This window comes from Kineococcus rhizosphaerae (assembly GCF_003002055.1).
GTDB classification, from domain to species: Bacteria; Actinomycetota; Actinomycetes; order Actinomycetales; family Kineococcaceae; genus Kineococcus; species Kineococcus rhizosphaerae.
Genome location: NZ_PVZF01000008.1, coordinates 16,939 through 35,560 on the forward strand (window position 1 = coordinate 16,939; position 18,622 = coordinate 35,560).

The 18,622-nt window shown below is 73.6% G+C and carries 21 protein-coding genes; 12 read left to right on the forward strand and 9 right to left on the reverse strand.

Annotated features, from left to right (window positions below):
- The first annotated feature begins 249 nt into the window (after window positions 1-249).
- Together pcrA and CLV37_RS15715 are read left to right on the forward strand one after the other, a co-directional pair.
- Window positions 250-2,589, forward strand: coding sequence for a DNA helicase PcrA (gene pcrA / locus CLV37_RS15710; protein WP_106212080.1), 2,340 nt, complete (start codon window positions 250-252; stop codon window positions 2,587-2,589).
- Window positions 2,590-2,811: 222 nt separating this feature from the next.
- Entirely contained in the window at window positions 2,812-3,375 is a 564-nt protein-coding gene (locus CLV37_RS15715) for a hypothetical protein (protein WP_106212082.1), read from the forward strand.
- Window positions 3,376-3,471: 96 nt separating this feature from the next.
- Here CLV37_RS15715 and CLV37_RS15720 read toward each other — a convergent pair whose 3' ends face one another.
- Window positions 3,472-4,149, reverse strand: a complete 678-nt coding sequence (locus tag CLV37_RS15720) for a TetR/AcrR family transcriptional regulator (RefSeq protein WP_106212084.1) — start codon at window positions 4,147-4,149, stop codon at window positions 3,472-3,474.
- On the reverse strand, window positions 4,146-4,568 hold the full coding sequence (locus tag CLV37_RS15725; protein ID WP_106212086.1) for a hypothetical protein: 423 nt from the start codon (window positions 4,566-4,568) through the stop codon (window positions 4,146-4,148). The genes CLV37_RS15720 and CLV37_RS15725 overlap by 4 nt, the downstream gene beginning before the upstream one ends.
- Before the next feature lie 57 nt (window positions 4,569-4,625).
- Here CLV37_RS15725 and CLV37_RS15730 point away from each other — a divergent pair, with 57 nt between their 5' ends.
- Window positions 4,626-5,030, forward strand: a complete 405-nt coding sequence (locus CLV37_RS15730) for a hypothetical protein (protein ID WP_146149436.1) — start codon at window positions 4,626-4,628, stop codon at window positions 5,028-5,030.
- 4 nt (window positions 5,031-5,034) lie between these two features.
- On the opposite strand, the gene CLV37_RS15735 is transcribed toward CLV37_RS15730, so the two are convergent.
- Complete coding sequence (locus CLV37_RS15735) at window positions 5,035-5,943, reverse strand: MurR/RpiR family transcriptional regulator (RefSeq protein WP_211298698.1); 909 nt, start codon at window positions 5,941-5,943, stop codon at window positions 5,035-5,037.
- A 190-nt stretch (window positions 5,944-6,133) separates the two neighbouring features.
- Here CLV37_RS15735 and CLV37_RS15740 point away from each other — a divergent pair, with 190 nt between their 5' ends.
- From CLV37_RS15740 to CLV37_RS15760, 5 genes are read left to right on the forward strand one after another with little or no spacing between them, the layout of a single operon-like run.
- Window positions 6,134-6,907, forward strand: coding sequence for a sugar isomerase domain-containing protein (locus CLV37_RS15740; protein WP_106212093.1), 774 nt, complete (start codon window positions 6,134-6,136; stop codon window positions 6,905-6,907).
- A gap of 16 nt (window positions 6,908-6,923) precedes the next feature.
- Window positions 6,924-8,330, forward strand: coding sequence for an N-acetylglucosamine/diacetylchitobiose ABC transporter substrate-binding protein (gene ngcE, locus CLV37_RS15745; protein ID WP_106212095.1), 1,407 nt, complete (start codon window positions 6,924-6,926; stop codon window positions 8,328-8,330).
- Window positions 8,327-9,295: a carbohydrate ABC transporter permease gene (locus CLV37_RS15750; RefSeq protein ID WP_211298700.1), complete on the forward strand. Its 969-nt coding sequence runs from the start codon at window positions 8,327-8,329 to the stop codon at window positions 9,293-9,295. Before ngcE ends, CLV37_RS15750 begins: the two co-directional genes overlap by 4 nt.
- The gene (locus tag CLV37_RS15755; RefSeq protein WP_106212097.1) at window positions 9,292-10,185 is read left to right on the forward strand and encodes a carbohydrate ABC transporter permease; all 894 of its coding nucleotides are present in this window, start codon (window positions 9,292-9,294) and stop codon (window positions 10,183-10,185) included. The genes CLV37_RS15750 and CLV37_RS15755 overlap by 4 nt, the downstream gene beginning before the upstream one ends.
- Before the next feature lie 7 nt (window positions 10,186-10,192).
- Window positions 10,193-11,170, forward strand: coding sequence for an N-acetylglucosamine kinase (locus CLV37_RS15760; RefSeq protein ID WP_106212099.1), 978 nt, complete (start codon window positions 10,193-10,195; stop codon window positions 11,168-11,170).
- Here CLV37_RS15760 and CLV37_RS15765 read toward each other — a convergent pair.
- Window positions 11,130-11,795, reverse strand: a complete 666-nt coding sequence (locus tag CLV37_RS15765) for a LysE/ArgO family amino acid transporter (RefSeq protein WP_106212101.1) — start codon at window positions 11,793-11,795, stop codon at window positions 11,130-11,132. The genes CLV37_RS15760 and CLV37_RS15765 overlap by 41 nt on opposite strands.
- 6 nt (window positions 11,796-11,801) lie before the next feature.
- Between CLV37_RS15765 and CLV37_RS15770 the strand changes: the two genes are divergently transcribed.
- A complete protein-coding gene (locus tag CLV37_RS15770; protein ID WP_106212103.1) occupies window positions 11,802-12,656 on the forward strand; it encodes a LysR family transcriptional regulator ArgP in 855 nt (284 codons plus the stop codon).
- A gap of 26 nt (window positions 12,657-12,682) precedes the next feature.
- On the forward strand, window positions 12,683-13,159 hold the full coding sequence (locus tag CLV37_RS15775) for a DUF427 domain-containing protein (RefSeq protein ID WP_106212105.1): 477 nt from the start codon (window positions 12,683-12,685) through the stop codon (window positions 13,157-13,159).
- A gap of 12 nt (window positions 13,160-13,171) precedes the next feature.
- On the opposite strand, the gene CLV37_RS15780 is transcribed toward CLV37_RS15775, so the two are convergent.
- From CLV37_RS15780 to CLV37_RS15790, 3 genes are all read right to left on the reverse strand, one after another.
- Window positions 13,172-13,444 carry a GlsB/YeaQ/YmgE family stress response membrane protein gene (locus tag CLV37_RS15780; protein WP_106212107.1) on the reverse strand — a complete coding sequence of 91 codons (273 nt, stop codon included), beginning with the start codon at window positions 13,442-13,444 and terminating at the stop codon, window positions 13,172-13,174.
- 240 nt (window positions 13,445-13,684) lie between these two features.
- Window positions 13,685-15,016 (reverse strand): extracellular solute-binding protein, encoded by a 1,332-nt coding sequence (locus CLV37_RS15785; protein WP_106212109.1) that lies wholly within the window; start codon window positions 15,014-15,016, stop codon window positions 13,685-13,687.
- Between the two features lie 307 nt (window positions 15,017-15,323).
- Window positions 15,324-15,944 (reverse strand): L-threonylcarbamoyladenylate synthase, encoded by a 621-nt coding sequence (locus CLV37_RS15790; protein WP_106212110.1) that lies wholly within the window; start codon window positions 15,942-15,944, stop codon window positions 15,324-15,326.
- Window positions 15,945-16,017: 73 nt separating this feature from the next.
- On the opposite strand from CLV37_RS15790, the gene CLV37_RS15795 reads away from it, so the two are divergent.
- Together CLV37_RS15795 and CLV37_RS15800 are read left to right on the forward strand one after the other, a co-directional pair.
- Entirely contained in the window at window positions 16,018-16,653 is a 636-nt protein-coding gene (locus tag CLV37_RS15795) for a TetR/AcrR family transcriptional regulator (protein ID WP_106212112.1), read from the forward strand.
- Between the two features lie 141 nt (window positions 16,654-16,794).
- Window positions 16,795-17,364 (forward strand): manganese efflux pump MntP, encoded by a 570-nt coding sequence (locus tag CLV37_RS15800; RefSeq protein ID WP_106212563.1) that lies wholly within the window; start codon window positions 16,795-16,797, stop codon window positions 17,362-17,364.
- A gap of 116 nt (window positions 17,365-17,480) precedes the next feature.
- Here the strand turns inward: CLV37_RS15800 and CLV37_RS15805 are convergent, their stop codons facing one another.
- Window positions 17,481-18,173 carry a GNAT family N-acetyltransferase gene (locus tag CLV37_RS15805; protein WP_106212114.1) on the reverse strand — a complete coding sequence of 231 codons (693 nt, stop codon included), beginning with the start codon at window positions 18,171-18,173 and terminating at the stop codon, window positions 17,481-17,483.
- Complete coding sequence (locus tag CLV37_RS15810; RefSeq protein WP_170127299.1) at window positions 18,161-18,607, reverse strand: hypothetical protein; 447 nt, start codon at window positions 18,605-18,607, stop codon at window positions 18,161-18,163. The genes CLV37_RS15805 and CLV37_RS15810 overlap by 13 nt, the downstream gene beginning before the upstream one ends.
- Window positions 18,608-18,622 lie beyond the last annotated feature (15 nt).

Consider the following 18,622-nt stretch of genomic DNA (forward strand, 5'->3'; position numbering starts at 1 on the left):
GCCGCGATCGAGGGATTCACCACCGCGATCGAGGAATCCGTCCCTGGGACGTTCCGAGGTGTTCCTTGATCGCGGTGCATGGTTCCTCGATCGCGGTGCATGGTTCCTCGATCGCGGTGCACGGTTCCTCGATCGCGGTGCACGGTTCCTCGATCGCCGTGGGTGGGGGGCGTCGTCCCGGGGGGAGCGCGCGGGGCCGTCCGGCGCGCGGCGGGTCGTGTCGCAGGAGAGGCCTACCCTTGACGCACGATGAGCACTCTCTTCGACGACCTCCCCTTCGGTTCCCCCGACGGGGGGTCCCGCCGCGTGCCCGCGCCGCAGCCCGCCGTCCCCGCGCGCCGCGGCGGGCTCGACCCCGCGGCGCTGGTGGAGGGCCTGAACCCGCAGCAGCGGCAGGCCGTCGTCCACGCGGGCTCCCCGCTGCTCATCGTCGCCGGCGCCGGATCGGGCAAGACGCGCGTCCTGACCCACCGCATCGCCTACCTGCTCGCCGAGGGACGCGCGACGCCGGGGCAGGTCCTGGCGATCACGTTCACCAACAAGGCCGCGGCCGAGATGCGCGAGCGCGTCGCCTCCCTGGTCGGCGACGTCGTCGGCATGGGCGCGCGCAGCATGTGGGTCTCGACGTTCCACTCCGCCTGCGTGCGGATCCTGCGCCGCGAGGCCCAGCACCTGGGCATGCGGACGTCGTTCTCGATCTACGACTCCGCCGACTCCCAGCGGCTCATGGCCATGGTCGGGCGCGAGCTGGAGCTGGACCCGAAGAAGCACGCGCCGCGGGCGCTGTCGAACATGGTCTCGAACCTCAAGAACGAGCTCGTCGACGAGGAGGCGTTCTTCGAGCGCGCGCACTCCGAGGCGGGCAACGAGACCGAGCGCGTCCTGGCCCGGGTGTACCGGATGTACCAGCAGCGGCTGCGCCAGGCCAACGCGGTGGACTTCGACGACCTCATCATGTCGACGGTCCACCTCCTGCAGGCCTTCCCCGACGTCGCCGAGCACTACCGCCGCCGGTTCCGGCACGTGCTGGTCGACGAGTACCAGGACACGAACCACGCCCAGTACGTGCTGGTCAAGGAACTCGTCGGCACGGGGGAGGGGCCCGTCCCGCGCGGGGAGCTGACCGTCGTCGGGGACGCCGACCAGTCGATCTACGCCTTCCGCGGCGCCACGATCCGCAACATCGTCGAGTTCGAGCAGGACTACCCCGACGCGACGACCGTGCTGCTGGAGCAGAACTACCGCTCCACCCAGAACATCCTCACCGCGGCCAACGAGGTCATCAAGCTCAACGACGACCGCCGGCCCAAGAACCTGTGGACCGCCTCGGGCGCGGGGGAGAAGATCGTCGGCTACGTCGCCGACGACGAGCACGACGAGGCCGCGTTCGTGGCCGAGGAGGTCGACCGCCTCCACGACCGCGCCGACGTGAAGTACAAGGACGTCGCGGTGTTCTACCGCACCAACGCCCAGTCGCGGTCGCTGGAGGAGGTGTTCATCCGCACCGGCCTGCCGTACAAGGTCGTGGGGGGCACGCGCTTCTACGAGCGCCGCGAGGTCAAGGACGCCGTCGCCTACCTGCGCGTCCTGGACAACCCCGACGACACCGTGAACCTGCGGCGGGTCCTGAACACCCCCAAGCGCGGGATCGGGGAACGGGCCGAGGCGACGATCGCCGTGCTCGCCGACCGCGAGCGCATCAGCTTCAACGCCGCCCTCGAGCGCGCCGACGAGGCGGTCGGGCTGGTGTCGCGGTCGCTGAACGCGGTCAAGGGCTTCGCCCAGCTCGTCGCCGACCTGCGGACCCTGGCCGAGTCGGGGGCCTCCCCGGCCGTCGTGCTCGAGGCGGTCCTGGAGCAGACGGGGTACCTGACCGAACTGCGCGCCAGCAAGGACCCGCAGGACGAGTCCCGCATCGAGAACCTGTCCGAACTCGTCGCCGTCGCCGAGGAGTTCGCCGAGGACAACCCCGACGGGACGCTGTCGGACTTCCTGGAACGCGTGTCCCTCGTCGCCGACGCCGACCAGATCCCCGCCGGGGCCGAGGACGACGGGGTCGTGACGATGATGACCCTGCACACCGCGAAGGGGCTGGAGTTCCCCGTCGTGTTCCTCACGGGCATGGAGGACGGGACCTTCCCGCACTCCCGCTCCCTGGGCGACCCCGACCAGCTCGCCGAGGAACGCCGCCTGGCCTACGTCGGGCTGACCCGCGCCCGCGAGCGCCTGTACCTGTCGCGCTCGGCCCTGCGCAGCGCCTGGGGTGCGCCGCAGCAGTTCCCGCCCTCGCGGTTCCTCGACGAGGTCCCCGCCGACCTCGTGGACTGGAAGCGCGGGGAGTCGGCGTTCCAGAACGTCTCCTCCGTCTCGGCCTCGACGCGCGTCGCGCAGCGCCCGGGGGTGCGGACCGCGGGCACCCGTCCGGTCATCGCCCTGAACCCCGGCGACCGCGTCACCCACGACTCGTTCGGGATGGGCACGGTCGTGCGGGTCGAGGGGGAGGGCGACAAGACCGTCGCGCACATCGACTTCCGCTCCGAGGGGACCAAGCGCCTGCTGCTGCGGTACGCGCCCGTCACCAAGCTCTGAGCGCCCTCACGCTGCGCAGTCGCCCGGTGCGCCGGTCAGGTGGTGGTCCCCGCGTGGGCGGGCCGATCGGGTGAGCCGGTCTGCACCCGCGGGCGCGGGCGGCCGAACCTCTCCGGTGGGCGCACGCCGCGCCCACCGGAGAGCGCCGGACCCGTCGCGAGGCGGGGACGCGGAGCCCGGGGGCCTCACGACGTGGGGCGGCCCGGCCACCCAGGAGGAACGATGACCCGCCGCACCACCACCCTCACCCTCTCCCTCGCGCTGGCCGCCGCGATCGCGGTGCCCACCGCGGGCAGCGCGGTGGCGGCCCGCCCCGGGACGCCGCAGCCCACGGCGACCTCCACGGCCACCTCCACGGCCCCCGCGACCTCCACCGCGACCGCCACGGCCACCGCTCAGCCCGGCAAGGGGTCCGCGCCGGTCGTCACCCGCCGCGTCCGCACGCCCCAGCTCGTCGTGACGGGGACGCTGAAGGCCGTCGACGCGGCCACGGGCCGGCTGACCGTCAGCGTCCACGGCGGCCGCGACAAGAGCCTGCGCGGCAAGGACCTCACGGTCGTCCTGGGCGCGAAGACCGTCCTGCGCCAGGACGGCGCCGTCGTCGCCCCCGCCGCCCTGCGGACCGGCGGTCACGTCAACGTGCAGGGCGCCCGGGCCGCGGACGGGACGCTGAGCGCGGCACGGGTCACGGTCGAGAGCGGCGAGGACCACGCCACGGATGACCCGACCGCCACCCCGACCGGAACGCCCACCGCCACGGCCACGACCACGCCCGTCGAGGACTGACGGCGGTCCGGGGCCCTCACCAGAACGGCACGTTGACTCCCCGGTCTCGGTGAACGGGACCGGGGAGTCAACGTGCCGGTTCCCCTGCGTCCGGCGTCAGGGGGTGCGCAGGTCGCGGAACGTGTCGAGCAGGTCGTGCACCGAACCCCGCAGGACGGGCAACCGGGACAGGCCCGTGAGCTTCTCCAGCGCCGGTGCGGTGCGCTCGACCAGCCGGACCGTCCGGCGCTGACCCTCGCTGCGGTCGTGCACCCAGTGCAGCACGATCCCCATGTGCGCCAGCCACAGCAGGTCGGGCAGTTCGGCGCGCAGGCGGGCGTCCATCTTCGCGTCGCTGCCCTCGACGACGTCGCGCATGATCGCCGTGGCGGCCTCGCGCGCCGGCCCGCTCTCGGCGCTGAAGGGGGACAGGGGGGAGTCGGGCTGGGCGGCGACGGCGAAGAACGTCCCCGCGAACGGGTGGTACGGGCGGTTCACCTCCAGGAACGCCGTCTCGCAGGCGGTCCAGCGCTCGGCCAGCGACCGCGTCGTCATGGCCGCCGCGGCCGCCTCGGCGTGCGCGTCCTGGGTGCGCTCGTAGAACCCCTGGACGAGGTGCTCCTTGGAGGCGAAGTAGTGGTAGGCGTTGCCGAGGCTGACGTCGGCGCGCTCGGCCACCGCGCGCATCGTCGTGCCGGCGAAACCCTTCTCGGTGAACAGGTCGAGGGCCGCGTCGACGATGCGCTGCCGGGTGGCCTCGCCCTTCGGGCTCGGAGAACCCTTCGCGGGGCTCACCGCGGCGGCGCCGGGCGGTAGCCGGGTGCGGGCGGGACCACCGGCGCGAACGCGGGGCCGGGACGGCGGTGCACCGCGCGGGCGTGCCGGCGCATCCTCTGCAGGACGAAGAGGTTCGTGAAGTGCACGGCCCCGACGACGAGCAGGACCGCGCCGAACTTGCGCGACAACGCCTCGACGGCGGCCCGGGCGTCGGGCACGGAACCGTCGACCTGCAGGGCGTAGGCGACGAACCCGAGGTTGACCAGCAGGAAGCCGACGACGAGCAGGTGGTTGACCGCGGCGGCGAGCTTCTCGTCCCCCTCGAACACCTCGACGAGGAACAGGGCGCCGTTGCGGAAGAGGGTGCGGGCGACCCAGAGGGTCAGGGCGACGCTGAGGACGACGTACCCGGCGTAGGTGGCGAGGACGGCGCTCACGAGGACTCCCGGGGTTCGTTGTTGAACATGTTCAGGACGGTACGCCAGGATGTGAACATGTTCAAGAATGAACTCCCCACCCGTCGTCTCGTCGCCCGCGCCGCGCTGCGCGGTCTCCTGACGGGTGCGGCGGCGGGGGCGATCACGGTCGTCCTGCTCGCCCGCGGCCTCACGGGACTGGAGGTCTTCGGCGTCGTCGTCGGTGCGCCGGTCGGCCTCGTCGCGGGTCTGCTCGCGGTCTGGGTCCTCGTCGTCGCCGGCGCCGACCGCCGGCGGGAGTGGGGGGTCGACGTCCTCGCGGCCTGCGTCGCGGGCTTCGTCCCCCCGGCCCTGGTCCTGGGGACCCTCGCCGGGGCGGGCGACCCGCTGTCCTGGCTGCTCCTGCCCGCGGTGGGGGTCCCCGCGTCGCTGCTCGCCCTGTGGCAGGTGCGCTCCCTCGTGCGCGCACCCCGTCCCGCGTGAACCCTCAGCGCGCGCCGCGCCGGGGCGCGCGGACGGCGTGCGCGGCGGGGATGTGGTCGGTCAGGGCCCGCGCCGCGCTGGCGCGGGCCAGGGTGAGCTGCGCGACCCGGACGTACAGGCAGTCGACCACGAGCAGTTGCGCGTGCCGGGCCGCGAAGGGACCCTCCCGGAACGTGGTGCCCCCGGGCGCCACCGTCAGGACCACGTCGGCCAGCCGGGACAGCGCCGACCCCGGGTCCCCGGTGACGGCCACCGTCGTGGCCCCGCGGCGGGCCGCCAGTTCCGCCGGTTCGATGACCTCCCGGGTCGCGCCGGAGTAGGAGATCGCGATCACCACGTCGGCCGGGGTCAGCAGCGCCGCCGACGTCGTCGCGGCGTGCACCTCGGTCCAGGCCCGCACCGGCACGCCGATCCCGAACAGCCGGGTGTCGGTCTCGGCCGCCATCGCCGCGCTGCCCCCGACCCCGTAGACGTCGACGCGGTGCGCGCGGGCGACGGCCTGCGCGGCCCGCTCCACGGCGTCCAGGTCCAGCCGGCGCGCCGTGTCCTGCAGGCTGCGGACGTCGGCCGCCGCGACGACGGCCGCGACCCGTTCCAGGTCGTCGTCCGGCCCGATCTCCGGGCCGATCTCCGAGGTCCCCCACACCGACCCGCCGGCCTCGTGCGCCCGGCGCCCCTGCTCGCGGGCCACCCACCGGACCAGGCCCTGGTAGCCGTCGAGCCCGATGGTCTGGCAGAACCTCGTCACCGCGGCCTGCGACGTCCCGGCGCGACGGGCGAGTTCGGCGGCCGAGCACTCCTCGACGCTCTCGGGCCGGTCCAGGACGAAGTCGGCGACCTTGCGCAGGGACGGCGGCAGGTCGGCCCGCAGCGCGAGGATCCGCTGCGCCGGGTCGTGGGCGTCGACGCTCACCACGACCTCCTCGGGGGTTGGGGGAGTGGATGACTCATCCAGTCGGCGCAGGCTAGCACCGGGACGACCGCCGGACGGAAGCGCGCCGCTGCAACAGGAACGTAACGCGGGAACTCCTTGACACCCCCCGCCCTTTAAGTGAACCATCCATGCAATCCGCAACGACGCGGTGAATCAACTACTCAGGGGGATGCCTGTGCCGACCTTCCGGGACCACGTCGAACGGTTCGAGCACGAGGTGACCGACCGCCTCCGCCGGCTGTCGGCGCTCGCCGCCGCCGGCGGCCTCGACGCGGCCGTGGAACTGCTCGCCGACTGCGTGGAGGAGGGCGGGATCGTCCACGCCTTCGGCACCGGCCACTCCGAGGCCTTCGCCATGGAGATCGCCGGCCGCGCGGGGGGCCTCATCCCGACGAACAAGGTGGCCCTGCGCGACGCCGTGCTCCTGGGCGGGCACGAGATCGCCGAACTCACCGGCGAACCCCCGCTGGAACGCGACCCCCGCATCGCCGAGGACGTGTTCGCCACGGTGGTGCGCGACCCGCACGACGTGTTCGTCATCGCCTCCAACTCCGGCGTGAACGGGTCCGTCGTGGGACTGGCCCTGCTCGCCAAGGAGCACGGCCACCCCGTCGTCGCCGTCACCAGCCTGGAGCACACCGGCGCCGTCGAACCCAAGCACCCCAGCGGGAAGCGGCTCGCCGAGATCGCCGACGTCGTCGTCGACAACCTCGCCCCGTACGGCGACGCCACCCTCACCGACGTCACCGACGTCGCGGTGGGTGCGGTGTCGTCGCTGACCGCCGCGTACGTCGCGCAACTGCTGACCATCGGCACGGTCAGCGCCCTGGCCGCGCGCGGGCAGCAAGCGCCCCTGTACGTCTCGGCCAACGTCCCCGGCGGCCACGACCGGAACCTGACCATCGAAGCGCGGTACGGCGACCGCCTGCGCCGCAGTGCCTGAACCCGGAGGAACCACCGTGAGCGAGACCACCAGCCTGCACCGTCGCCGCTTCCTGGGCCTGGCCCTGGCGGGGACCCTCGTCCCGTTCGGCGCCGCGGCCTGCGCTGCCTCCGGCAGCGACGACGGCCCCTCCGACGCCGGCCCGACGGGGAAGGTCAGCGACGACAACCCCTTCGGCGTCGCCGACGGCACGGCCGTCGAGGCCGTCATCTTCGACGGCGGGTACGGCACCGACTACGTCTCGGCCGTCGCGGCCAAGTACGCCGACCTGCACGGCGGCGCGAAGCTGACCGTCGCCCCCTCCACGCAGATCGCCCAGGAGCTGCAGCCGAGGTTCGTCGGCGGGAACCCGCCGGACCTGCTGGACAACTCCGGCGCCAACGCCATCGGCCTGGCGACCATCGCCGCCCAGCTGGAGGACCTCACCCCCCTGACGAAGGCGAAGAACACCGACGGCGACGTCATCGCCGACACCCTCTACCCGGGGATGCTCACCGACGGGACCTACGACGGCCGGCTCGTGCAGCTGAACTACGTCCTCACCGTCTACGGGCTGTGGTACTCCAAGACCCTGTTCGACACCAACGGCTGGAAGGCCCCCACCACCTGGGACGAGGCCCTGGCGCTGGGCGCGGCGGCGAAGTCGGCGGGGAAGTACCTGTTCTGCTGGGGCAAGGAGGCGGCCTCCTACTACCTGACCCTCGCCGTGGAGTCGGCGATCAAGGAGGGCGGCGACGAGGTGCGCGTCGCCCTGGGCAACCTGGACGCGAACGCCTGGAGCCACCCCGCCGTCCAGGCCGTGTTCGCCAAGATGGCCCAGGCGGTGCAGGCCGGCTACTTCCGCCCCGGTGGGGCCGGGACGCAGTTCACCGCCGCGCAGGCCCAGTGGAGCCAGGCGCAGGAGGCGGTCCTGTACCCCTCGGGGTCGTGGATCGAGAACGAGATGAAGTCCCAGACGGCCGAGAACTTCCAGATGACGGGCTGCCCGGCCCCGGCGGTCTCCTCGGGCGCGAAGATGCCCGCCACGGCGTTCCACGCCAGCGCGGGCGAGCCGTTCGTGGTCCCGAGCAAGGCGAAGAACAAGGCCGGTGGCATGGAGGTGCTGCGCCTCATGCTCTCCAAGGAGGGCGCCGCGAACTTCGCCAAGACCAAGCTGTCCTCGACGATCGTCAAGGGCACCGTGCCCGCCGACGCCTTCGGGTCCACCGCCCTGGCCTCCCAGATCGCCATGCTCGACGCGGCCGGCGAGGACACGTTCACGTTCAACTTCAACGACGTCTACGGGTTCACCAGCCAGAACAACGTCCTGTGGAACGGGTTCCTGTCCGGCCAGCTCGACGCCGCGGGCCTGACCAAGGGGCTGCAGGACCAGTTCGACAAGACCCGCGAGGACAGCAGCATCGTCAAGGTCCAGGTGAAGTGAGCAGTGTCGTGAAACCCAGCCGCGCCGTCCACCGGAGGCTGACGTTCGACCGCGTCAGCCTCATGGTGGTGTTCCTGGGCGTCCCGGTGGCGCTGTACCTGGTCTTCGTGCTCTACCCGTTCACCCAGGCCGCCTGGTACTCCCTGACGTCCTGGTCGGGGTTCACGTCCACCCAGGAGTTCATCGGGTTCGACAACTACGCCAAGCTCGCCGGCGACCCGCTCTTCCTGAAGTCCGTCGGCAACAGCCTCGTGCTGCTGCTCGTGGTCCCCGCGCTCACGCTGGTGCTCAGCTTCGCGCTGGCCTGCCTGCTGACCTTCGGCGGTTCCTCCACGGGGGCCGTGCGGGGGCTGGGCGGCTCGTCGTTCTACCGCGTCGTGTCGTTCTTCCCGTACGTCGTGCCGGCCATCGTCGTGAGCATCATCTTCGGGCGCGTCTACGACCCCAGCGCCGGCCTGCTCAACGGCATCCTCACCGGGCTCGGCATCGACCGGGCCGCGAGCTTCGCGTGGCTGGGGGAACCGTCGACGGCCAAGGCGGCGACGATCGTCGTCATCGTCTGGGCCTTCGTCGGGTTCTACATGGTGCTCTTCGTGGCGGCCATCCGCGGGATCCCGGCCGAGGTGTTCGAGGCCGCCCGCATCGACGGGGCGGGCCGCTTCCGCACGGCCGTCTCCATCGCCGTGCCGGGCGTGGGCTCGGCGGTGCGGACGGCCTACGTCTACCTGGGCATCTTCGCCCTCGACGCGTTCGTCTTCCTGGCCGGCCTGGAACCGGACGGCGGGCCGGCGAACTCCACGCTCGTCATCACCCAGGAGATCTTCCGCACGGCGTTCAAGGACGGCCGGTTCGGGCTGGCCTGCGCCATGGGGGTGGTGCTGGCGGTGCTGTCCTTCCTGTTCACGGGCATCGTCTTCGGCGTCGGGCGGCTGCTGGCCCGGCGCTCCGGGGAGGTGGCCCGGTGAGCGCCGTCACCACGGCGCGCACGCGCAGCGCCTCGACGGCCCCCGGGGCCGGTCGCGGGCCCTCGGGCGAGCGGGCGGTCACCGTCGGGTCGCACACGGTCCTCGGGATCTGGTCGCTGATCGTCCTGCTGCCCTTCGCCTGGACGGTCGTCTCCAGCTTCAAGACGACGCGGGAGATCTTCGCCTCCCCGTTCTCGCTGCCCGAGCGCTGGCAGTTCGTGAACTACGTCAACGCCTGGCGGACGGCCGGCATCGGCTCGTACTTCCTGAACTCCGTCGTGGTCGTCGGCTGCGCCCTCGTCCTGACGATGCTCATGGGGGCCATGTCGGCCTACGTCCTGGCGCGGTTCTCCTTCCGGGGCCGCGGCGTGCTGCGCTTCCTCATCGTCGCGGGGCTGACCTTCCCGGTCTTCCTGGCCGTCGTGCCCCTCTTCTTCATCCTGCGCCAGATGGGGATCCTCAACACCCTGCCCGGGCTGATCCTCACCTACGCGACGTACGCCTACCCGTTCACGGTGTTCTTCCTCATGAGCTTCTTCGAGGAGCTGCCGGGGGAGATCGCCGAGGCGGCCTCGATCGACGGGGCCAGCGAGTGGCGCACGTTCTTCCAGGTCATGCTGCCGATGGCCGGCCCGGGCCTGGCGGCCGTCGCCATCCTCAACTTCGTCGGGTTGTGGAACCAGTACCTGCTGCCGGTGGTGCTGAACTCCAACCGCGACAACTACGTGCTGACCCAGGGGCTGGGGGCGTTCGCCTCGGCCTCCGGCTACGACGTCGACTTCGGCGCCCTGTTCGCCGGTTCCGTCACGACGATCCTGCCCGTCCTGCTCGTCTACCTCGTGTTCCAGCGCCGGCTGCAGGGGGCGGTCGCGGCCGGCGGGCTCAAGTGAGCCGCCGGTGAGCCCGGACGGCGTGGTCCTGGCCGTCGACGCGGGCGGCAGCACGACCCGGGCGCTGGTCCTCGACGCCTCCGGCGAGCCGCTGGCCCGGGCCGTCGCGGGCCCGGGCAACCCCACGGCCGTGGGGGTCCGGGCCGCGCTGGCCGCCCTGCACGACGCGGTGTGCGCCGCGCTGGCCGAGGCCGGCCGGGCGGCCGCGCAGGTCGTCTCGGCCGTCGTCGCCAGCGCCGGGTCCGACCGGCTCGTCAGCGCCGAGCACCTCACCGGGCACCTGGGACTGGCCCCCGGCGTGCCGTTCCGCCGCGTCCCGGACCTGCTGGCGATGTACTTCTCGGCCACCGACTCCGACGCCGGCGCGGGCCTCATCGCGGGCACCGGCTCGGTGGCGGCCCGGGTCGGCGACGGGGCGCTGGAGCGCGTCGTCGGCGGCACGGGCTGGCTGCTGGGCGACGGCGGGTCCGGGTTCTGGATCGGGCGCCGGGTGGTGCGGGCGGTGGCGGCCGAGCTCGACGGCACCGGCGCGGCCACGTCCCTGACGCCGGCCGTGCTCGCCGACCTGGGCCTGGCCGACGACCGGCGGCCGCGCGAGGGACGGCCCTTCGTGCTCGGCGAGCTCGTCGACACCGCCTACGGGGCCGAGCCCGTGCGGCTGGCCCGGCTGGCGCCGGTGTGCTTCGCGGCGGCCGGTGCCGGTGACGCGGTCGCCGCGGGCGTCGTCGCGGCCGCGCAGGACGAGCTCGCGGTCCTGGTGCGGGCGGTCGCCGGCCCCGGTCCGCTGGTGGTGGGGGGCAGCGTGTGGCGACGGGGCGTGGAGGGCTCCCTCGCGCCGGGGGGCGCCCTGCGCGGGGCCCTCGCCGGGCGCGACGTGCGCCCCGCCGACGACGGGCTGCTGGGCGCGGCCGTCCTGGCCCTGCGGGCCCTGGGCCGCCCGACGCTCAGGCTCCGCGCAGCAGCTGGACCGCCAGCACGACCATGACCAGCGCGACCAGCAGGTCCAGCACCCGCCACGCCGCCGGCCGCGCGAACACGGGCCGCAGGAACCGCGCGCCGTACCCGAGCGCGCTGAACCACAGCAGGCTGCCGAGCCCCGCACCCGCCCCGAACCACCACCGCGCCCCGCCGTGCGCGGCGGCGACCGACCCGAGCAGGACGACGGTGTCGAGGTAGACGTGCGGGTTCAGCCACGTCAGGGCCGCCGCCGTCGCCACGACCTGCCCGACGCCGGCGGCGGCTCCCGACGCGTCCGCCTGCAGCGCCCCGGGCCGCCAGGCGCGCCGCAGCGCGAAGGCCCCGTAGGCGAGCAGGAACAGCGCCCCGGCGACCCGCAGCACGGTCAGCACCGCCGGGGCCGCCTCCACGAGCGCACCCGCCCCGGCCACCCCGGCGCCGATGAGCACGACGTCGCTGGCGGTGCACACGGCGACGACGGCCCCCACGTGCTCACCGCGGACCCCCTGCTTGATGACGAAGGTGTTCTGGGCGCCGATGGCGACGATGAGGGACAGGCCGAACAGCAGGCCGGACAGCAGGGTGAGCACGTCCCGACGGTAGGTCGGGGCCGAGGTGAACTCCAGCTCAGGATTCTTCAGCAGCTTTAGCATCGCTTCATGGACTTGGACCTCGCGCAGCTGCGGGCGCTGGCGGCCGTCGTCGCCGAGGGCACCTTCGAGGCCGCCGCCCGCACCCTGCACCTCACGCCGTCGGCCGTCAGCCAGCGCCTGCGGGCGCTGGAGTCCTCGGCAGGGCGGGTCCTGCTGGTGCGCAGCAAGCCCGTGCGGCCGACCGAGGCGGGCCGGGCCGTGCTGCGGCTCGCGCGCGAGATCGAGCTCCTGGCCGCCGACGCCGGCCGGGAGATCGGTCACGACGACGGGGTGCCCGTGCTGCCGGTCGCGGTCAACGCCGACTCCCTGGCGACCTGGTTCCTGCCCGTACTGGCCCCGCTGGCCGTCGAGTTCTGCTTCGACCTGCGCCGGGAGGACCAGGAGCGCACCGGCGAACTCCTGCGCGAGGGGAGCGTGGTCGCGGCCGTCACCACGGAGGCCGACCCCGTCGCCGGCTGCGTCAGCGTCCCCCTGGGCGTCATGCGCTACCGGCCGTGCGCCAGCGCCGGGTTCGCGCGCCGCTGGTTCGCGGACGGGGTCGACGGGCGGTCGCTGGAGCGGGCCCCCGTGGTCGTCTTCGACCGCGACGACGACCTGCAGGACGGCTGGCTGCGGCGGTTCGGGACGCCCCGCCCCCCGCGCCACCACGTCCCGGCGACGTCGGACTTCGGCGAGGCCGTGCGCCGGGGGTTCGGCTGGGGGATGCTCCTGCCCGAGCAGGCGGCGGCGTTCGGGCCGGGGGAGCTGGTCGACCTCGACCCGGGCGGCGGGATCGAGGTCGCGCTGCACTGGCAGCGGTGGAAGGTCCGCTCGCCGTCCCTGGACCGGCTCACCGACGCGGTGCTCGCCGCCTGGCGGTGAACCGCGCGGGGAGGCAGGCTCGGGCCGTGACCGAATCCTGCTGGGACTACCCGCGGCCCCCGCGGCTGGAACCCTCGCGCCGCCGGGTGCGCGTCCTCGACCCGGCCGGGCAGCTGCTCGCCGACGTCCCCGCCGGCGCGGCGTGGCGGGTCCTGGAGACCTCGCACCCGCCGACGTACTACGTGCCGGGCGACGCGGTGGCCGCCGGGCGGCTGCGGCCCGGCCGGGGCAGCAGCTGGTGCGAGTGGAAGGGGCAGGCCGCGTACGTCGACCTGGTGGACGCCGACGGCGAGCCGCTCGTGCCGTCAGTCGCGTGGACGTACCCCGCCCCGACCCCTGGTTTCGAGGCCCTGGCGGGGGCGCTGGCCTTCTACCCCTCCCGGGTCCGGTGCCTGCTCGACGATGAACAGGTCGCGGCCCAGGAGGGGGACTTCTACGGCGGGTGGATCAGTTCCGAGGTGAGCGGCCCGTTCAAGGGCGGGCCGGGGACCCTCGGCTGGTGAGTCCGTCCGTCGTCAGCGGGTGCGGCTGCGCCCGCGCAGGGAACCGACGATCGAGACGCCGATGGCGGCGATGACGACCTGGAAGATCAGTTCGATCCAGTCGAAGCCGTTGGTGTCCGCCACGCCGATGGCGCGGGCGAGGGCGGTCCCGATGAGGGCCGCGACGATGCCGACGATGATGGTCAGCAGGATCGAGATGTTCTGGCGACCGGGCAGGACCAGCCGGGCGAGAGCCCCGATGATCAGACCCACGATGATCGCCGTGATGATTCCGGTGACGGTCATGACTTCCTCCAGTTCGGTGCGACCCGCGAGGAGCTGCGGGTCGTGCGCGGGAAGGGATTCCTCCCCGCGACGAGCCCGAACGCTGCCACGGTTCCGGCCTGTCCGCGCGCTGGAACCGTCCGCCCACCGGCCCCGCTCGGTCCGTTCACCTGCGGTGACGACCTCGTCACCGTCTCCTCGCGCGGGGATGACGTCCCACCCGGGGCCGCTGCCCGGGCGGGACGTCGGTGCCTCACCGGCTCACACGGCCGCGTTCATGGCGTCGGCGAACTGCTGCGGCGTGACGCTCAGGCCGAACAGCTTCTCGATGTTGTCCAGCAGCGCCTCGGCCTGGGTGGGGGACAGCGCCTGGTCCCAGGACTGCTGGAAGGACGGCGCCTTCGACGCCAGGTCGTAGACGAACGTCAGCCAGTCGGCGTCGTCGGAGCCGGCGAACTGGGAGTCCACGCCCGTGACGACCGGCACCGAGCCCGAGGCCGCCCACGCCTTCGTCGTGGCGTCGGTGACGACGCCCTCGGCGAAGAACTTCTTCGCCGCCGTCTTGGCCTCGTCGGTGGCCTTGGACGACATCGCGTAGTACCCGGCGGGGTTGCCCACGGTGTTCGCCGGGTCGCCCTTGCCGCCGGTCACGGTCGGGAAGGTCGAGTACGCCAGGTGGCCGCCGGTCACGAAGTCCCCGCCGTCGCTCTTCATCGACCCGTACGTCCACGCCCCGTGCAGCATCATCGCGGCCTTGCCGCTGAACAGCAGGGCCTGGTCGGCGTTGGAGTCGGCCGTGATCGAGGCGAACCCCTTGACGAAGCCGTTGGCCTTGACCAGGTCCTGCACCTTGGTGAGGGCGTCGATGGAGTCCGGCTGGGACCAGGCGTCCGGCTGACCGTCGTAGATGGAGGTGAACAGCTCCGGGCCGCCGATGCGGTCGTAGAGGTACTCCAGCCACATCATGTTCGTCCAGCGCGACTGCCCGCCCAGGGAGAACGGGGCGATGCCCGCGGCGTTGAACGTCGGGACCAGGGCCATGACGTCGTCCCACGTGGTGGGCAGTTCCGCCCCCACCTGCTGGAACAGCTTCTTGTTGTAGTACATGACGATCGGGGAGACGTTCTCGCAGGGCAGCGCGTAGATCTTGTCGTCGACCGTCGCGGCCCCGAAGGCGCTCGCGAACAGCTTGTCCTTCAGCGCCGCGTTGTCGGCGAAGAACGGCGTGAGGTCCTCGACCTGGCCGTTCTTGACGTAGTCGCGCAGCCCGCCGCCACCCCAGGTGGGGATGATCGTCGGGGCCTGGTCGGCGCCGATGGCCGTGCGGATCTTGGCCTTGTACGCGTCGTTCTGGAACGACGACAGGCCGATCTGCGCGTCGGGGTTGGCCTTGTTGAACGCGTTGACGGCGTCGGTGCGGATGCCCTCGGCCGGCTGGCCGGTGAGGATCCACATGGTGGCCGCGGCGTTCTTCGCGCCGCCACCGCCGCTGCCGGCGGGTCCGGAGTCGCCGCAGGCGGCCAGGGAGGCGGCCACGGGAGCGCCGAGGGCGAGCGCCAGGAACGCGCGCCGGGGGGTGGTGCGAGGCGACATCTTCGTCCTCCGGGTCGTGGTGCCCTCGCGGGGCACCGGTGCAGGCCCGGCCACCACGTCGCGGCCCGGCTCTGTGTATCGATAACATCCGTCCCGCACAGGCTGCTGTCAAGCACCTCGGGACCCTGCCCGTCAGCGCGGGGATCTGGAACCGCACGTCCTCGACGTCGGCGAACCTCACGACGAGCACGTCGTGGGGCACCCGCACGCCGTGGGCGGCCGGGGCCCGCACCACCCCGGGGGCCGGGGTGTCGGTGACGCGGGAGATCCCGTCGCGGCCCAGCCGCTCCGCCCCACCCGGACCGGGCTACTCGAAGCGCGCCGGGTCCCCCGCCCCCACCCGCACGACCTCGGGGTAGCCGTCGGAGAAGTCGACCACCGTCGTCGGTTCGGTCCCGCACTCGCCCGCGTCCACGACGGCGTCGACGACGTGGTCGAGTTCCTCCTTGATGGTCCAGCCGTCGGTCAGCGGTTCGTCGTGCCCGGGCAGCAGCAGGGTGCTGGACAGCAGCGGCTCGCCCAGTTCGGACAGCAGCGCCCGCACGAACGGGTGGTCCGGGATGCGCACCCCGACGGTCTTCTTCTTCGGGTGCGCGAAGCGGCGCGGCACCTCCTTCGTCGCGGGCAGGATGAACGTGTACGGGTTGGGGGTCGCGGCCTTCACCGCCCGGAACTGCGCGTTGTCCAGGTGCACGAACTGCCCGAGCTGGGCGAAGTCCGAGCACACGAGGGTGAAGTGGTGGCGCTCGTCCAGGTGCCGGATGCGGCGGATCCGGTCCGCGCCCGTGTGGCTGTCCAGCCGGCACCCCAGGGCGTAGCAGGAGTCCGTCGGGTAGGCCACCAGGGCGTCCTCGCGCAGCATCGCGACGAGCTGGGCGACGGCCCGCGGCTGCGGGTTCTGGGGGTGGACCTCGACGAAGCGCGCCATGGCGTCACTGTAGGACCGGCGCCCGCCGCACGCCCGGGCCGCGACCGGGTCCTGACCGGGTGATGATGGCCCGATGACCGCCGACGCCGCCGTCCCGCGCGCCAGCCGGCTCGCCGCCGAGTCCGGCGAACCGCGCGCCCTGCGCAGCCGCCGCCTGCTCGTCGACGCCCTCCTGTCGCTGCTGGCCGAGCGCCCGCTGGAGGAACTGAGCGTCGCGGAGCTGTGCCGGCGCGCCGGGGTGAACCGCGCCACCTTCTACGGGCACTGGGCCGACCAGCGGGCGCTGGCCGCCGCGGCCTTCACCGAGCTCGTCGACGCCCTCGCCGAGGTCCCGCACTCCGAGCTGGACGACCTCGACGACCCGGCCGCGGCCGGGCGCTACCACGACTCCCTGCGCGGGCAGCTGCGCTACGTCCTCGCCCACCGCACGACCTTCCGGGCGCTGTTCGGCTCCTCGGCCGACGCCGGGTTCCGCCGCGCGCTCACCGTCGCCCTGCAGCGCCGCGCCGACCTCGCGGTCCGGCTGTGGGTCGAGCGGGGCGTGGCGCCGTCCGACACGCCGCCGGAGTTCGCCGACTACCTCGCCGGCGGGCTCGTCGCCGTCCTGGCCCGCTGGGCCGACGGCGACGACACGGACGTGGACGCCGCCGCGCGCCGCGTGGAGCAGCTGCTGCCCACCTGGTGGCCGCGGCAGGCGCCGAACACCTGAGGGACGGGCCGCCGAACTCCTGCGTCCGGCGGCCCGTGGAGTTTCCCTCCGCCTGCCCTGCAACCAGTCCCGGAGTTCGCGCGACAGGTGTCGGACGTGCTGTCCTGGCCGTTCCGCCGCTCCGGGAAGGGCTCCGCCTCCGTGTCTGTCTGGACCTTGCTCGTCATCGCCGTCGGCGTCTCCGCCGACGCCTTCGCCGTCGCCCTCGGCAAGGGGCTGCACCTGCGGCGCCTCACCGCCCGCACCGCGGTGTCGCTGGCCGTCGCCTTCGGGTTCTTCCAGGGGGTCATGCCGCTGGCCGGGTGGGCCCTGGCCCGCGGCTTCCGCGGCTGGATCACCTCGATCGACCACTGGGTCGCCTTCGCGCTGCTCGTCCTCATCGGGGGCAAGATGCTGTGGGAGGCGTTCTCCTCCGGTGAGGACGACGAGGAGGACCGCGACGGGGGCATCGGGCTCCGCGAACTGCTCGTCCTGTCCGTCGCGACGAGCGTCGACGCCCTCGCCGTGGGCATCAGCTTCGCGTTCCTCGACGTCGCGATCGTCCCGGCCGCCGTCGCGATCGGGGTCACCACGGGGGTCATCACGCTCGTCGGGGTCCTCGTCGGCCACCGCGTCGGCGCGCGGTTCGGCAAGCCCGCCGAGGTGCTCGGCGGCCTCGTCCTCATCGGCATCGGCACCCGGATCCTGCTCGACCACACCGGCGTCCTCTGACCCCGCCCCTTCCCGCCGAAGGCACACCTCCCGCCCTGGATCGCCTCCATCCGGGGCGGAAGGTGTGCCTTCGGCGGGGTGAGGGAACGAGGGGAGGGCGCGCGGAGCAGGAGGGGTCAGAGGGCGCGGAGGCGCACGCTCGCGAAGTCGAGGGTCCGGCGCAGGGTGAACCCCAGGTGCTCGTAGAGGCCGATCGCCCCGGTGTTCGTCGCCGCGGCGTGCAGGAACGGCAGTTCGCCGCGGTCGCGCACGCCCTGGGCCACCGCCCGCAGGAGCGTCGTCGCCAGACCCCGGCCCCGTGCCGACGGGTCGGTGCACACGGCGCTGATCTCCGTGGCTGTCCCCACCCGCAACCGCTCCCCGGCCATCGCCAGCAGCTTCCCGTCCTCCCCGCGGACCCCCAGGTACGTCCCCAGCAGCCGCGTGCGACGGGCGAAGGGTCCCGGGCGGGTGCGCTCCACCAGGTCGAGCATGTCGTCGACGTCGTGCTCACCGAGCTCGACCACCTGCTCCGAACGGGACGAGGTGAACGCCTCGGAGGCGACCAGCTGCACACCCGGCAGCCGCCACGTCACCTCGGCACCGGGCGGGGTGTGCTCCAGCGCGGGGACGACCACCTCCGCGCCCGGCCCGGCCGTCGCGGCCAGGTCCGCCCACGCGCGCGGGTCCCGCTGGTCGGCGAGCCCGCTGAAGGGGGAGACGTCGGCGGGGTAGCGGCGGGCGAGCCCCGTCCCCTCGGCCAGGTCGGCGTGGACCCCCGTGAGCGCGGACCAGACGGGGTTGTCGAGCGGGTTCGTCACGCCCGCCATGGTTCCACGGCCACCACCGGGGTCCCGTCCCCGCAGGACCGGTGCCGAGCCCGCCCCAGCAGCACCAGCGCCGTCACGACCTGGGCCAGCGTCAGCGCCGGGACCAGGGCCGCGGCCAGCGGGGACGACCCGCCCGCGCCCAGGTCGGTGGCGTGCCCGGCGTGCCCCGCCAGGTCCAGCCGGACCCCCGAGCCCGCCGGGGCGAGCAGCAGGGCCGCGTGCAGCACCAGCACCGCCGACCCCACGAGGGCCGCCAGCCGCCACGTGCGGCGGCCCGGGTCCCGCCACAGGTGCCCGGCGCACGGCAGGCACACCAGCGACATCACGAGCAGCAGCAGGGCCAGCGGGAGGGACGCCCCCGCGTGGGCCACCGCGAGCGGGACGTGCAGGACCGCGGCGAGGGCGCCACCGGCCGCGGAGCACCGGGAGGCCACCACCTCCCGGTGCCC